The sequence below is a fragment of the Dickeya parazeae Ech586 genome (assembly GCF_000025065.1).
Lineage (GTDB): Bacteria > Pseudomonadota > Gammaproteobacteria > Enterobacterales > Enterobacteriaceae > Dickeya > Dickeya zeae.
This window is the reverse complement of the sequence record NC_013592.1, coordinates 2,717,247-2,730,541: the sequence shown is the minus strand read 5'-3', so window position 1 is coordinate 2,730,541 and position 13,295 is coordinate 2,717,247. Positions and strand designations below refer to the sequence as shown.

At 51.5% G+C, this 13,295-nt stretch carries 17 protein-coding genes; 12 read left to right on the top strand and 5 right to left on the bottom strand.

What is annotated here, in order from left to right; all coding sequences use genetic code 11:
• Window positions 1-93 precede the first annotated feature (93 nt).
• From DD586_RS11990 to DD586_RS11955, 8 genes are all read left to right on the top strand, one after another.
• Entirely contained in the window at window positions 94-876 is a 783-nt protein-coding gene (locus tag DD586_RS11990) for a 5-oxoprolinase subunit PxpA (RefSeq protein ID WP_012885089.1), read from the top strand.
• 29 nt (window positions 877-905) lie between these two features.
• Window positions 906-1,154, top strand: a complete 249-nt coding sequence (locus DD586_RS11985; protein ID WP_012885088.1) for an acetyl-CoA carboxylase — start codon at window positions 906-908, stop codon at window positions 1,152-1,154.
• 53 nt (window positions 1,155-1,207) lie between these two features.
• Window positions 1,208-2,596: an acetyl-CoA carboxylase biotin carboxylase subunit gene (locus DD586_RS11980; protein WP_012885087.1), complete on the top strand. Its 1,389-nt coding sequence runs from the start codon at window positions 1,208-1,210 to the stop codon at window positions 2,594-2,596.
• A 1-nt stretch (window position 2,597) separates the two neighbouring features.
• On the top strand, window positions 2,598-3,482 hold the full coding sequence (locus DD586_RS11975) for a 5-oxoprolinase subunit B family protein (RefSeq protein ID WP_012885086.1): 885 nt from the start codon (window positions 2,598-2,600) through the stop codon (window positions 3,480-3,482).
• Entirely contained in the window at window positions 3,469-4,476 is a 1,008-nt protein-coding gene (locus DD586_RS11970; RefSeq protein WP_012885085.1) for a 5-oxoprolinase subunit C family protein, read from the top strand. Before DD586_RS11975 ends, DD586_RS11970 begins: the two co-directional genes overlap by 14 nt.
• A 213-nt stretch (window positions 4,477-4,689) precedes the next feature.
• Entirely contained in the window at window positions 4,690-5,997 is a 1,308-nt protein-coding gene (locus DD586_RS11965) for a purine-cytosine permease family protein (RefSeq protein ID WP_012885084.1), read from the top strand.
• A 213-nt stretch (window positions 5,998-6,210) separates the two neighbouring features.
• Window positions 6,211-6,699, top strand: coding sequence for an Hsp20 family protein (locus DD586_RS11960; protein ID WP_012885083.1), 489 nt, complete (start codon window positions 6,211-6,213; stop codon window positions 6,697-6,699).
• A gap of 234 nt (window positions 6,700-6,933) precedes the next feature.
• Window positions 6,934-7,275, top strand: coding sequence for a GlpM family protein (locus DD586_RS11955; RefSeq protein WP_012885082.1), 342 nt, complete (start codon window positions 6,934-6,936; stop codon window positions 7,273-7,275).
• A 112-nt stretch (window positions 7,276-7,387) separates the two neighbouring features.
• Here DD586_RS11955 and DD586_RS11950 read toward each other — a convergent pair whose 3' ends face one another.
• The 5 genes from DD586_RS11950 to DD586_RS11930 all read right to left on the bottom strand — a co-directional run bounded on the left by DD586_RS11950 (window position 7,388) and on the right by DD586_RS11930 (window position 10,163).
• Window positions 7,388-7,921 (bottom strand): hypothetical protein, encoded by a 534-nt coding sequence (locus tag DD586_RS11950; protein ID WP_012885081.1) that lies wholly within the window; start codon window positions 7,919-7,921, stop codon window positions 7,388-7,390.
• A 518-nt stretch (window positions 7,922-8,439) separates the two neighbouring features.
• Window positions 8,440-8,805, bottom strand: a complete 366-nt coding sequence (locus tag DD586_RS11945; protein ID WP_012885079.1) for a protease inhibitor I42 family protein — start codon at window positions 8,803-8,805, stop codon at window positions 8,440-8,442.
• Between the two features lie 448 nt (window positions 8,806-9,253).
• The gene (locus DD586_RS11940; RefSeq protein ID WP_012885077.1) at window positions 9,254-9,499 is read right to left on the bottom strand and encodes a hypothetical protein; all 246 of its coding nucleotides are present in this window, start codon (window positions 9,497-9,499) and stop codon (window positions 9,254-9,256) included.
• A complete protein-coding gene (locus tag DD586_RS11935) occupies window positions 9,496-9,759 on the bottom strand; it encodes a hypothetical protein (RefSeq protein WP_095522537.1) in 264 nt (87 codons plus the stop codon). The genes DD586_RS11940 and DD586_RS11935 overlap by 4 nt, the downstream gene beginning before the upstream one ends.
• Window positions 9,756-10,163 carry an Imm63 family immunity protein gene (locus DD586_RS11930; protein ID WP_041164452.1) on the bottom strand — a complete coding sequence of 136 codons (408 nt, stop codon included), beginning with the start codon at window positions 10,161-10,163 and terminating at the stop codon, window positions 9,756-9,758. Before DD586_RS11930 ends, DD586_RS11935 begins: the two co-directional genes overlap by 4 nt.
• Window positions 10,164-10,360: 197 nt before the next feature.
• On the opposite strand from DD586_RS11930, the gene DD586_RS11925 reads away from it, so the two are divergent.
• From DD586_RS11925 to DD586_RS11910, 4 genes are all read left to right on the top strand, one after another.
• Window positions 10,361-10,693 (top strand): metalloregulator ArsR/SmtB family transcription factor, encoded by a 333-nt coding sequence (locus DD586_RS11925; protein ID WP_012885074.1) that lies wholly within the window; start codon window positions 10,361-10,363, stop codon window positions 10,691-10,693.
• 51 nt (window positions 10,694-10,744) lie between these two features.
• Window positions 10,745-12,028, top strand: coding sequence for an arsenic transporter (locus DD586_RS11920; RefSeq protein ID WP_012885073.1), 1,284 nt, complete (start codon window positions 10,745-10,747; stop codon window positions 12,026-12,028).
• 43 nt (window positions 12,029-12,071) lie between these two features.
• Window positions 12,072-12,500, top strand: a complete 429-nt coding sequence (gene arsC / locus DD586_RS11915; RefSeq protein ID WP_012885072.1) for a glutaredoxin-dependent arsenate reductase — start codon at window positions 12,072-12,074, stop codon at window positions 12,498-12,500.
• A 409-nt stretch (window positions 12,501-12,909) separates the two neighbouring features.
• Window positions 12,910-13,251, top strand: coding sequence for a hypothetical protein (locus tag DD586_RS11910; RefSeq protein WP_012885071.1), 342 nt, complete (start codon window positions 12,910-12,912; stop codon window positions 13,249-13,251).
• Window positions 13,252-13,295: the final 44 nt, after the last annotated feature.

The following is a 13,295-nucleotide window of genomic DNA, read 5'->3' as shown; positions in this document are numbered from 1 at the left end:
AGATAGTAAGTGTTCTGAAAATACGTCTTTCCGAATGGAAAATTGTAGTTCTATATTATTTTTAAACAAAACCATCACAAATAAGAAATAACTATGAAATATGAAATCGATCTGAATTCCGACATGGGCGAAAACTTCGGTCCCTGGAAAATAGGCGATAACGTTGACCAGGAAATTATGCCTTATATCAGTTCGGCCAATATTGCCGCCGGATTTCACGCAGGCGATCCTTCAACGATATGTCAAACCATTGAATGGGCTAAGGCGTGTGGCGTGGCGGTGGGTGCTCATCCCGGATTTCGCGATCTGGTTGGTTTTGGTCGTCGGCATATTCATAGCCAGCCACAGGAAGTGGTGAATGACATTTTGTATCAGCTTGGGGCGGTGCGGGAATTTACCCGACTGCACCAATTACCGTTGCAGCATGTGAAACCACATGGCGCATTGTATATGCATCTGGCCCGCGATCAGGTTTGCGCGCAACAGTTTGTGGAAGCACTACACCGGCTGGACCCGGAATTACGGTTATTTTGCCTGCACGGCTCCCTGGTGTGGCAGGAGGCGAAAAAACTGCAACACCCTGTTATTTGCGAGTTTTATGGTGACAGGGAATACGACATCAGCGGTTCTATCGTATTTACCCGCCGTGTTGGTGCGCTCGACCCGACGGCGGTGGCGGCGAAGGTCGTGCGCGCGTGTGTTGAGGGCAAGGTCACGACGGTTGACGGCGAGGATATCGCTGTCGAGTTTGATTCTATCTGTATTCATAGTGATACCCCCGGTGCGCTGTCATTAATTAAAGCCACGCGAGAAGCATTGAATGACGCCAATATTCAGGTGCGATCGCCATTGAAAAATAGTTTCAATCATCGGTAATCAGTCAATAAATATAAGGGTTAAAGATAATGAAAACATATGAAGTGTGTTCCCCTTTGCCGGGTATTTTCTATCGTCAGCCTGCCCCGGATACCCCTGTGTTTATTGAAGAAAATACCCCGGTGATGGCGAATAGCGTTATTGGCCTGGTTGAAGTGATGAAACAGTTCAGTGAGATTTATGCCGAGCAGGCAGGGGTATTAGTCTCGTTTTGTGTGAATAACGGTGATGCGCTGGAACCGGGGCAGGTTATAGCCATCATAAAAATCGATGAATAACGGTAAATCTACCCTATAAACCTCATTATTACGCCATCAGGAGGACCACAACGATGCGTCAGCCGATCAAAAAATTGCTTATCGCCAACCGTGGGGAGATTGCCGTACGCATTATTCATGCCGCCCGCAGTCTGGGGATCACGTCGGTCGCTGCCTGCAGCGAAGCCGACATCGATTCATTGCCCGCGCGTCTGGCGGATGAAACGGTATTGTTAGGTCCGGCGCGTGCCGATCAAAGTTACCTGAATCAGGCCGCGTTGCTCAACGCCGCCCGGGATTGCGCCGCCGATGCGGTCCACCCGGGATACGGTTTCCTGTCGGAGAATGCGGCATTTGCCGACGCGGTGGAACAGGCCGGGCTGGTGTTTGTCGGCCCTACGGCGGACACCATTCGCCTGATGGGGGACAAAGCGGCGGCGCGGCGCACGGCACAGGCTGCCGGGGTGCCGGTCGTTCCCGGTTCCGGGGTGCTGTCATCATTGGAAGCGGCGTTGCAGGCGGCGACGGAGATTGGCTATCCATTGTTGATTAAAGCCGCCGCCGGTGGCGGTGGGCGCGGCATTCGGGTTGTGAATAACGAGGATGACCTGAAACGAGAATTACCGATCGCCCAAAGTGAAGCGAAAGCGGCATTTGGATGTGGCGATGTCTATCTGGAGCTGTTTATTCGTCATGCCCGCCACATTGAAGTGCAAATTCTGGGGGATGGCGAACGGGCGGTGCATTTGTATGAGCGTGAATGCTCGCTGCAACGCCGACGTCAGAAAGTCTTTGAGGAAGCGCCTTCATCGGCGTTATCACCAGAACAGCGTGACGCGCTGTGCCGTAGCGCATTGCAGTTGGCACAGCAGTTGCGCTATCGCAGCGCCGGTACGCTGGAATACCTGTTTGATACCGAGCGAGAGCAGTTCTATTTTATCGAAATGAATACCCGCATTCAGGTCGAACACCCGGTTACCGAGCGGGTAACCGGCGTTGATCTGGTGCAGTGGATGTTGCGTATCGCCAGTGGTGAACCCCTTGCGCTGAGTCAGGAGGACATCGCCTTACGCGGGCATGCCTGCGAAATGCGAATTAATGCGGAAGACCCAGCGCGGAATTTCTTTCCTTGCCCCGGCGTGGTGACCTCGCTGACCTGGCCGCAGGGCCCCGGCATTCGTATCGACAGCCATGTGTTCAGTGGTTACCGGATTCCACCGTATTACGACTCGCTGCTGGCGAAAGTGGTGGTGTCAGGAGCGGATCGCTCACAAGCACTGGCCCGTGCCGAACAGGCGTTGCGTCAGTTGCGGATCGATGGCATCACGACCACGCAATCGTTACACCAGTGGCTGTTGGCTGACCCCCGCGTGCGGGCTGGGCGCTTTGATACCACTTCGTTGGAAAACTGGCTACAGGAGCGGGAAGCGACTCATGCGCTACCGCTGACCAAGGAGGCCTGAGATGACGTTCCCTGAAATCAGGTACACCTTTGGTGGCGATGAGCACTTATTTGCTGAAATTGATGAAGCGATGTCGTTGGGGGCGTTCTTCCGTGGATTGGCGATGACCCGTGCACTCGAACAGCAGGCGTTGCCCGGCGTACTGGATATTTGCCTTGCCAACGCATCGTTTCAGGTGCGTTTTAATCCAGACGTCATCGCACCGCAGGCGCTGCTGGAACAGGTGCGGCAAACCGAGAGTCAGGCGCAAACGATGACGGTGCTCGACACACGCATCATCGAAATTCCGGTGTTGTACAACGACCCCTGGACGCACGAGACCCTGATGCGGTTTCGCGATCGTCATCAGGACCCCGGCGCTACTGATCTGGAGTACGCCGCTCGCATCAACGGTTATCAGGATGTGGCGGCGTTTATTGCCGCGCACAGCGGTACACCGTGGTTTGTGTCGATGGTGGGGTTCGTGGCGGGATTACCGTTCATGTTCCAAATGGCAGAGCAGGCACAACAGCTTCAGGTACCGAAATACCTGCGCCCGCGTACCGATACCCCCAAGCTGTCGCTGGGGCACGGCGGCTGTTTCGGCTGCATCTACTCGGTTCGTGGGGCAGGCGGCTATCAGTTGTTTGGCGTAACGCCCGCGCCGATTTACGACCCGGAACAGCGGCTGGACTATTTGCAATCGTCGATGGTGTTTTTCCGTGCGGGCGACATCGTGCAGTTCAAGCCAATCGATCTGGCTCGTTACGAACAAGACGTGCAGGCGGTGGAAGCTGGTCGTTTCAGTCTGCGTATTCGCCCAGTCACGTTTGAGCTGGATAAATTCCTCGCCGACCCGGTGGGTTATAAACACTATCTTCAGGGGGTGCTGTATGCAGCGCAATAGTGGGCAGCTATCGGGTGGGCGAGTCAACGTTATCCGGCCAGGGCTTGCCACCTCGGTACAGGATACCGGGCGCGAGGGGTATTACCATCTCGGTATCCCGCCGTCCGGTGGGTTAGACCAGTATTCACTGCGGCTGGCCAACCTGCTGGTGGGGAATCCGGCACAGGCGGCAGTGTTGGAAATGACGCTGTTAGGGCCGGAATTACAGTTTGAAGGCGATGCTGTGGTGGCGGTGTGTGGCGCGTGTATGTCGCCATTGCTGGACGGCGAAGCCATGCCGATGAATACCACGTTCGCGGTGCGGGCCGGTCAGGTGTTGCGATTTGCACCGACGACGGCAGGCTGTCGTGCCTATCTGGCGGTAGCCGGGGGAATTGCGGTACCGGAAGTGTTGGATAGCCGTTCGACCTATGCGTTGGGCGCGCTGGGAGGTTATCAGGGGCGGCGGCTGGTGGCCAATGATGTCTTACCGATAGGGGTACCGACCCGTCAGGTGAACCCCGGTGTGACGGTGCCTGCAGATTGCCTTCAGCCGCTCGATAAGCAGGTGACGCTGCGCATGGTCACCGGGTTGTATATCCATCGGCTGACTCCCGCCGCCGTCGAGCAGTTTTTTGCTGATGACTGGCGGGTTGGCACCGAGGCGGATCGTATCGGGTACCGACTGAAAGGCGGCGCGCCGTTGGCGTTTGAGCCGCGCACACCACCGTTTGGTGCCGGATCAGATCCCTCTAATATCGTCGATGCCTGTTATCCCATCGGTTCGGTACAGGTGCCGGGCGGGTTGGAGCCGATTATTTTGCTGCGAGACGCGGTATCCGGCGGGGGGTACATGACGTTGGGAACGGTGATCAGCAGTGATCTCGACCTCATCGGACAGTTGCAGCCCCATTACGGCGTTCGCTTTACGCCGGTATCGCTGGAGGAGGCGCTTCTTGCCCGCCAGCACTATCGCCACCGCCTTGAGCGGCTGGAACATCTGTTAGCGCACTGATTTCAGACAGCCCCGCCAAATCTCACCCCGCGCCAACGCCAGGGCAACGGTGGCGGCGGGGCATGTCTGATTATACCGAATACATCATTGACCGTGCGGTTATTACCGCCACGGCGGGTGTGTTCGGCCTTAAAACCTGCATCAGCAGGTTCATTAACGTCAACTTTATTAACGTTAACAACGATACATCAATGACAGGTCTGTGGAGGGTGTATGGCTGAAATATCCGGAGTACAAGGGGAGGTGGTAACGCCTGCCGATACCGTGTCTGACGCAGAGCGCATGGGCAAACTCTCGCTGACCATGGCCTGGTGGGCGGTGTGCAGCGCGATTTTTTACATTGTGGTCGGTGCATCGCTGGCGCTGAACTACGGTGCGCGCAATGCCATTATTGGCATGGTGCTCTCTGTGGTGTGTTACGGCGTGATCAATGCGGTGATTAGTCGTTTTGCCATCCGCAGCGGCCTGTCGGTGGCGGCGTTTTCTGGCCAGTTATTCGGTCAGGCGGGGTCAGCACTGGCGACGCTGATTTTTTTCTCTACTGCGATTTATTACGCCGTGTTTGAAGGCTCGGTAATCGCGTTTGCTATCAATCACCTGTTTCCCTCGCTGGATTATCGTTGGGCGGCATTACTGGTGGTGCTCTACAGCGTACCGTTGATTTTCGGCAGCGTGCAGCACTGGCTGGATAAATTCAATGGCGTACTGTTGCCGTTTTATCTGTTAGGTCTGGCGCTGACGGTTGCGGTATCTATCCAGCATTATGGCTATCAGCCGCAATGGCTGTCGTTTGGCCCGGCGTCGCCACCTGCCAATGGTTGGTGGAACTGTTTTACCTACTATATGGGGGTGTGGATCCTGATGATGTACACCTTTGATTACGCCCGCTTCGGCCGTCAGGAAGACAGTCAGTATCATGCGCGCATTAACTTCGGTATGCCGTTCTATCTGATTACTTTCCTGCTCAATGGCGCGGTAGGTATCTATCTGGTCAGTAGTTTTGCCCAGCAAAATGGCGTCAGTGAAACCGCCGTCGTGGTTAATATCCTTAATCTGCTCGGTTTCTGGGGATTACTGTTTGTGTGGGTGACACAAACACGTATCAATACCGCCAACTATTATCTGGCTACCGTCAACATGCAGGTGTTTTTTGACCGACTGTTTCGGTTGCGCCATCGCAAGATTGTCTGGGCCTGTGTGGTGGGCGCGGCGGTATATGGCCTGATGCTGGCGGATGTCTTCGCCTATATTTTGCAGGCGCTGGCCTATCAGGGGGTGTTTGTGGTGGCGTGGGTCGGCGTGGCGCTGGCGCATATTCTTGGTCGCCGTTCTCTACCGACCACAACAGCGGTTCGTGCATTTAATCCGACCGGCCTTATCGCCTGGCTGCTGAGCGTGATTGCCGGGGTAGCGTTAATGCATGGCAGCGCGCTGTTGCAGTCATTTTCCGCGCCGGTGACCTTTGTGGTGGCGCTGGCGCTATACCGGGTGCTACCGGATAGCCATCGCGTCCGTGGGTAACGGTGGCGTTTGGTGACAGCCGCAACGCCGTAATTGTGTAAGACAGCACTGACCGGGCAGGGACGCCCACCGTTTTCCGCTGGTCGATTTCTTGACCCATCCCCTTGAAAAAATCAGATACGGATCTATATGAAGAAGTGAAAGCAAGACAATACTGTTGCCTTGCGGTTTGCACTTTTGAATGTGTGTCTCGATATATTCAGGAGGTTAACCATGGCATTCAAAACGGTGTCTTTATTTCCGGCGTTTACCGATTCACTGTTTTCTGATCGTTTCAACCGCATCGACAGGCTTTTCAGCCAGTTGACGGGGGATACGCCGCTTAGTGCGACACCATCCTATGATATCCGTCGTCTTGACGACACCCATTACGGCATTACGGTGAGTGTGCCGGGTTGGCGCGAAGAGGAATTAGAGATCAATACACAGGGTGGTCAGCTCACCATTAGCGGCAAACACAGTGAAGACGTACCGGAAACGTCGCAAAATCAGGAAGGCTGGCTCTACCGTGGGATCAACCGCACGGATTTCAGCATCAGTTATTCGCTACCGGAGCATGTCAAGGTGGAAGGCGCACACCTGGAAAACGGGTTGCTGACCGTCAACCTCCGGCAGGATATCCCGGAAAGCGAAAAACCGAAGAAAATCGCCATTGAAAACCGTAATCCGCAGGCGTCTAAGGCGCTGGAGCACGCCCACTAACCGGTATTTTCCGCCATCGTTACAGAGTGTAGCCCCGAGAGTCTCGGGGCTTTTTACTTTGCAATCATTCATGATGTTGCCGTGCGTTTTGCGGGCGGTTTTGAGAAAAATAGCGCGCCTCCTGTTTTTGCGCGGCTTTTCTGTTAGATATAGCAATAGCTGCCGGGTAGTAAGGGCGGAAAGGGCGGACGTGTGACGTGCCGAATAGCAAACCGATAACCGAACATCATCAATATGGCCTTACTGATAAAAGCGGCGCTTGGCGCACTTGTGGTGGTTTTGATTGGCCTGTTGGCCAAAACCCGTAATTACTACATTGCCGGGTTGGTGCCACTGTTTCCGACCTTTGCGTTGATTGCGCACTACATCGTGGGAACGGAGCGTGGTGTGGAAGCGTTGCGCGCCACGATTCTGTTTGGTATTTGGGCGGTGATCCCTTATCTGGTGTACCTGATATCGCTCTATTACTTTACCGGTGTGATGCGCCTGCCACCGGCTTTGTTACTGGCGGTGGTATGCTGGAGCCTTTCGGCCGCGGTATTGGTCAAAGTCTGGAGTGACTATCATGTTGGATAAACCCACATGTTGGATAAACCCACATGTTGGATAAACCAGCATGCCGGATAAACCCGTGTGATAGCCGTGTTGCTGCGAGAAGAGCCCGGCGCCGAGCGCCGGGATGGTGATATTACAGGTCGTCTTTGGTGATGCCCCGGCTGGCCGGTGCCGCCGTCGGGCCGGCGCTGACACTGTTTTCAGCGTTATACACCAGGTAGATATTCTTCTGGCTATCGATACCGTTATCGAACACCAGCGTAATCGTGTTCTTGTCGAACCGGGCGGTGACGCGGGTATTGGGCTTGTTCATGAAGGTATCCACATCGTTGGCTGACAGTGGTGTCGTCATGCCGTATTTGCTTTTTAACCCTTCGACGACGCTTGGCAGATCGGCCATTGTGATAGAGATAGCCATACGGTTGAATTTGTCATTGTTGAAACTGAATATCGCCTGGGTTTTCTTATCGGCAAAATTGAAATCAGGGCAGATGTATACCGTCTGGCCCATGATCATCTCCGGGCCGCGCAGTGAACAATTCGCCTGTTGCCGGATAGTGGCGGCGGAAGACCCAAATTTCAGGTTTTTGTAGCCATCGGCGGCGGACGCCGTCAGCGACAGCAGCGACAAGGCAATCGCCAGCAAAGGGGTATGTGGCTTGTTCATGTGAACCCTCGTGATTGTGTTGCTATGGTAATGAGCCTTGCACCTGACGAACCGTATGGGCCTGGCGGTAATAATAAAACCTATCTTACGTCGACAGACGGATTCTCTGAACGATTTATTTGCTTATGGCGCAATGCCGGTGGCATGACTCAACGGTGATCCCAAGGGATCAGCAATAACAGCAGTTCAATCACCACGACAACAATCAGCAAAGCAATCAGTTTTTTGCGCCATAACCCGTCATCAAACCTCATGGTGTTTCCTGTGTTATACCTCATTGGCTTAATCTAGCGCTTTTCGCCCCATGATACGACTGCTTGTGGTGAGCCTTTCCCGTGCTTCATCGCTACTACGGTATGGGGCAGGGGAGGGATGTGGTGCTATTTACGGTGGGTAACCCTGTCGCACAGAAAGCCGAATAAATGGTGGGTGGGGGAATACGCAGTGTTTTGCGATAACAGCCGTCAGGGGCGAGGCTGGTAAATAAAGTGGGCGAGCACCCTGACGGCAAACGTACCTTACTTCACGGTCACCTTAATAACCGTTTCCTTATCATCCGGTTGAGGTTGTTTTTCCCACGGGCGCGAATAAGAGAGGTCAATATCGCCAACACCGGCTTTTACTGCCTTGAAGTGGAACATTTCATGACCACCACAGCCGACTTTATCGTGGCACTCCGCGCCGGGCTTGTAAGACTTGCCCGTCAACACCACCACGTCGGGCAGTTTCTTGATAGCCCAGGTATAGCCCGTGCTAGGGTTCGCTGGCAGCGTCACCTCAAACTGCTCGCCAACTTTCACTTCTTTGTGCTGATTCTCTACGGCGGTAGCGGCCATAGCACTCAGCGGAAACAATAAACCAACTGCAAACATAAATTTTTTCATGAATCTCTCCAGAGATAAGCGTGAATATAAAATATGGCTTGAATAGGGCAATTACGGCCAGTGTTTTCGCATTAGCAGGCAGTCATATCCGCCATGAAAACCAGTGTGATGAAAGAAATGAACAGTAGGCTCCAATAAGATACAAGTCAGAAAGTTAAGCAGGTGATAATTCATCACAGATGACATGGTATATACCTCTTTTATAGTGATTTTATTGTGTTTTATAAAAGATGGCACAGGATCTTGAAATAGCAATAAAGCATTTTTTGGATATAGTGATCAGGCTATGAATATTGATGGGTGAACATCTTACTTGAATTAATTATATGGTTTAATTATGTTTTTATAGGGGTTATGTAGTGGTATCGGTTTTCCATGGCACTATTCTAAATTTTATTTAAGTATGCTGTTCATGGTATTTTTAAATAATAATTGTGCTATGCCATTGTTATTTATCTGGCTCCCATTCTAATTCTTTATATGTTTTTTTATCATGCGCAGGGAAGTTAGTTTTATATTTACCCCAGTTGCGAAATTCATAGTATTTGGTCATTGCTTCAAAATAACAGTCAGCCTCACACGTCCAGATTAATTTATAGTCGGGTTCAAGAAGGCTACGTGCATCATCACCCATTTTACCCGCCAGGCAAAATAAATCCAGACCTTCTTCGTTCGTCCATAGTTCATGTTTCATAGTTCTATCCTATTAATTTTAAATGATATCCATTCATCCCAGACATGTTCAGGGGATATATCATGATATCCTCTTTCGGCGGCCATACTGATTGCGACGTCTTCAGGTAAATTTATTGCGGTGGCGTTATCCCGAATGGTTTCTACTTCTTCTCTTGTTAGTGGCCTTCCTGCCTCGTCTTCTCGCATCATTAGTAGTGAAATTAATGCGGGTATAAAAACAATTGTCATCTTTCCACCATCATCATCTAACACGCTCATTTTTTCATTTCACTGACAAGGATCTCAACGAAATCTCTTCGCTTTTTTTCTGCCCATGTCGGGTTTACTGATTTAAGCAATTCATATTGTTTTTTAAAATATAGTCGTCTGAATTCACCGTTAGGGAGGCATTCGCTGGCAGCCAGGCTGGAGGCAATGGCACTGACGCTTGATTCGACAAACCAATAAAGTATTTCATCTTCACTTGAGGTGATTTTTCGAGAAAACTCCACACCTCTTTCACAGACAACATAATGGTATTTATCATCATGAATTTCGAGATGAGGCGTTGCCATGCCATCGGGTGCATCAGGAATAATAAAATGCCCATTTGGACGAACCCCTTCACCCAATTTCTCGCCAATTTCGATAAGCTGCTGACGTAATTCTTCGAGCGTCTTCATGATGCCATCTGAGAGAGTTGAAATAATGTTCAATTTTACCAATGATGCTAATTGATTGTATCATAAAAGAAAAGTGGGATTTGTTATTGGCATGTAGTGTCGATCCGCTTCATATAAAGGTGATTGACTAGATTACATAGTTGCCATAACAAACATATCTGTTTTAACCTATGTAAATGTGCTTTGGGGAGGATTTCATGACTATGTTGACCCCGCTGGAACTGTTTAAGGCGTTGTCGGATGAAACCCGCCTTTCGATTGTGTTATTGCTGCGAGAAGCGGGCGAGTTATGTGTGTGCGATTTGTGTGAGGGGTTACAGGAGCCTCAACCCAAGATTTCCCGTCACCTTGCGCTGTTACGCGATGCCGGGCTGTTAGTGGATCGTCGTCAGGGGAAATGGATTCATTATCGGCTTTCACCGCATGTTCCCGCCTGGTGTGCCGCGATTATTGAGCAGGCATGGCTAAGCCAGCGGCATACCGTTACAAGCGTGGTAAGCCGACTCGGGCATCAGCGGGTTTGCGGATAAAAATTTATCTCTATATATTCGTTATTTCATATGTGTTGATGGGAGCATGGCATGGTACTGGCTGGAGCCGTTTTTATACTGACGCTGATCCTGGTCATCTGGCAACCTCGCGGGTTGGGGATTGGCTGGAGCGCGTCGTTCGGGGCTGTGTTGGCCTGGGCTACCGGGGTGATTCACATAGACGATATTCCCGTGGTATGGCATATCGTCTGGAATGCGACTATCACGTTTATTGCGATCATTATTATCAGCTTACTGCTCGATAAGTCCGGTTTTTTCGAGTGGGCCGCGCTGCACATGGCACGCAAAGGACACGGGCGAGGCAAACGCCTGTTCTCCTTGATGATTGTGCTGGGGGCGCTGGTTGCTGCACTGTTCGCGAATGATGGTGCAGCACTGATCCTGACGCCGATTGTGGTGGCGATGTTGACCGCGCTGGGCTTTAGTCGTGGCGCAACACTGGCCTTCGTGATGGCCGCCGGATTTATTGCCGATACCTCCAGCCTGCCGCTGGTGGTATCCAATCTGGTTAATATCGTTACGGCGGATTATTTCCGCATCGGTTTCAATACCTATGCGCGGGTGATGATTCCAGTCAATATCGCCGCTGTTGTTGCCACATTGGGCGTTTTGCATCTGTTTTTCCGCCGGGAGATTCCGGCCGATTACGATTTGGACAAACTGAAAGATCCTGCTGCGGCTATTCGTGACAGGCAAACGTTTAAGGCAGGATGGTGGGTATTGGCACTGTTGTTAAGCGGCTTTTTTGTACTGGAGCCACATGGGGTGCCTGTCAGCGTGGTTGCGACGATTGCTGCCGTGATCCTCTGGCTGGTCGCCCGGCGAGGGAACGTGATTGATACCACCAGTGTACTGCGCGGCGCGCCCTGGCAGATTGTGGTGTTTTCACTGGGCATGTATCTGGTGGTATATGGTCTGCGTAATGCCGGGCTGACTAATTACCTGTCCCATGTGCTGAATTATTTTGCTGCTCAAGGGCTGTGGATGGCGACGATAGGCACCGGTTTCCTCACGGCGGTGTTGTCATCGGTGATGAACAATATGCCGACGGTGCTCATCGGCGCATTGTCGATTGATGCATCTGCGGCTAATGGTGTAATCCGTGAGGCCATGACGTACGCCAATATTATTGGCTGCGATTTAGGCCCCAAACTGACTCCCATCGGCAGTCTTGCCACATTGCTGTGGCTGCATGTACTGGCGCAAAAAGATATCCGCATCAGTTGGGGATATTACTTCCGTGTTGGTGTGGTGATGACGTTGCCGGTGTTATTCGTGACGCTGGTAGCGTTGGCGCTACATCTTTCTATTTAACCCATGCGGCTTTCAGCATCAGCTTTTCAAAGAGAATAGGGCAATGACAGAGATAACTATTTACCACAACCCAGCGTGCGGCACATCGCGTAATACACTGGCGCTGATTCGCAATAGCGGTGTTGAACCCACCGTTATTCATTACCTTGATACGCCTCCCTCTAAAGCGGAGCTTGAGGAGCTGATTCGTGCGATGGGTATCACCCCACGCATGTTGCTGCGTCAAAACGTTGAACCTTACACCGCGTTAGGTCTGGCCGACGATAGCTTCAGCGATGAACAGTTGATCGCCTTTATGCTGGCTCACCCCATATTGATTAATCGCCCGATTGTGGTCACGCCACTTGGCACCCGGCTATGTCGCCCATCAGAAGTGGTGCTGGATATTTTGCCTGATGCACAACAAGGCGAATTCATTAAAGAAGATGGCGAGCGAGTAATTGATGCGTCGGGAAAGCGTGTTAAGAGTTAGCTGCATACAACGGCGGTGCTGGACTTTTTGTGGGGCAAAGTCAGGTATGCAGCCCATATTTCACCACGATGCGGGGTGACCCAGCCCTTTATCCATGCGACTGGCAATTGTGTTATGAAAAAGCAGTCTGATGGAACTGGTAGGCCTGCAACTATATGATGTTTGCGTGACGATACTCAAAGATGAGGTCGCAGCACTATGCCGTTAAATCAGAGCGCTTATGGCTTGAAAAGCGGTCAGTAAAAGAGCGGTATAGAGCGAAATTTGGGCATGGCGACTTTCCAATCAGTGAAAGCAGTACACTCAAATAAAGCCACTCCTGATAAGTCACTGTGTTAATGTATGAAGGTAAGAAAACAACGGTAACCGTTGTGCAAAATTACTATCTGAACTGTGTGCAGGGGATGTTATGGGCGTTGAGTTTCATATAACAAGAGCTGATTTTTGGGCAGATAATGACGAAGCTCAAATAACCTCTGATGAATGGCTTTCCTATATTCATAGTGATGATGAATTAAGCATAGACGTTAAAAACGGCGATTATTATGCGTTGTGGTCAGGTTTTTCACTGCATGATGAGCCATGGCTTGACTGGAGTGCAGGTAATATTTACACCAAGTGGCCAGACACGCACTTGTATAGAAAAATGCTGAAAATTGCCAAATACTTCAATGCGCAAGTGATGGATGACGATGGTTCGGTTTACCATGACGAATCAGACTGGGAATACGATCCTTTATCGTCTTATTAACTTCCGTTTCTGGTACAGCATGTTGTTATCGTCTCCGACAACCC

Bases quoted from the DNA above. Each gene is read 5' to 3' on its own strand.
- DD586_RS11930 (WP_041164452.1), bottom strand. From the start codon at position 10,163: ATGAAGACGCTCGAAGAATTACGTCAGCAGCTTATCGAAATTGGCGAG.
- DD586_RS11980 (WP_012885087.1), top strand. From the start codon at position 1,208: ATGCGTCAGCCGATCAAAAAATTGCTTATCGCCAACCGTGGGGAGATT.
- DD586_RS11990 (WP_012885089.1), top strand. From the start codon at position 94: ATGAAATATGAAATCGATCTGAATTCCGACATGGGCGAAAACTTCGGT.
- DD586_RS11920 (WP_012885073.1), top strand. From the start codon at position 10,745: ATGGTACTGGCTGGAGCCGTTTTTATACTGACGCTGATCCTGGTCATC.
- arsC (WP_012885072.1), top strand. From the start codon at position 12,072: ATGACAGAGATAACTATTTACCACAACCCAGCGTGCGGCACATCGCGT.
- DD586_RS11965 (WP_012885084.1), top strand. From the start codon at position 4,690: ATGGCTGAAATATCCGGAGTACAAGGGGAGGTGGTAACGCCTGCCGAT.
- DD586_RS11975 (WP_012885086.1), top strand. From the start codon at position 2,598: ATGACGTTCCCTGAAATCAGGTACACCTTTGGTGGCGATGAGCACTTA.
- DD586_RS11935 (WP_095522537.1), bottom strand. From the start codon at position 9,759: ATGAGCGTGTTAGATGATGATGGTGGAAAGATGACAATTGTTTTTATA.
- DD586_RS11960 (WP_012885083.1), top strand. From the start codon at position 6,211: ATGGCATTCAAAACGGTGTCTTTATTTCCGGCGTTTACCGATTCACTG.
- DD586_RS11910 (WP_012885071.1), top strand. From the start codon at position 12,910: ATGGGCGTTGAGTTTCATATAACAAGAGCTGATTTTTGGGCAGATAAT.
- DD586_RS11985 (WP_012885088.1), top strand. From the start codon at position 906: ATGAAAACATATGAAGTGTGTTCCCCTTTGCCGGGTATTTTCTATCGT.
- DD586_RS11945 (WP_012885079.1), bottom strand. From the start codon at position 8,805: ATGAAAAAATTTATGTTTGCAGTTGGTTTATTGTTTCCGCTGAGTGCT.
- DD586_RS11940 (WP_012885077.1), bottom strand. From the start codon at position 9,499: ATGAAACATGAACTATGGACGAACGAAGAAGGTCTGGATTTATTTTGC.
- DD586_RS11970 (WP_012885085.1), top strand. From the start codon at position 3,469: ATGCAGCGCAATAGTGGGCAGCTATCGGGTGGGCGAGTCAACGTTATC.
- DD586_RS11950 (WP_012885081.1), bottom strand. From the start codon at position 7,921: ATGAACAAGCCACATACCCCTTTGCTGGCGATTGCCTTGTCGCTGCTG.
- DD586_RS11955 (WP_012885082.1), top strand. From the start codon at position 6,934: ATGGCCTTACTGATAAAAGCGGCGCTTGGCGCACTTGTGGTGGTTTTG.
- DD586_RS11925 (WP_012885074.1), top strand. From the start codon at position 10,361: ATGACTATGTTGACCCCGCTGGAACTGTTTAAGGCGTTGTCGGATGAA.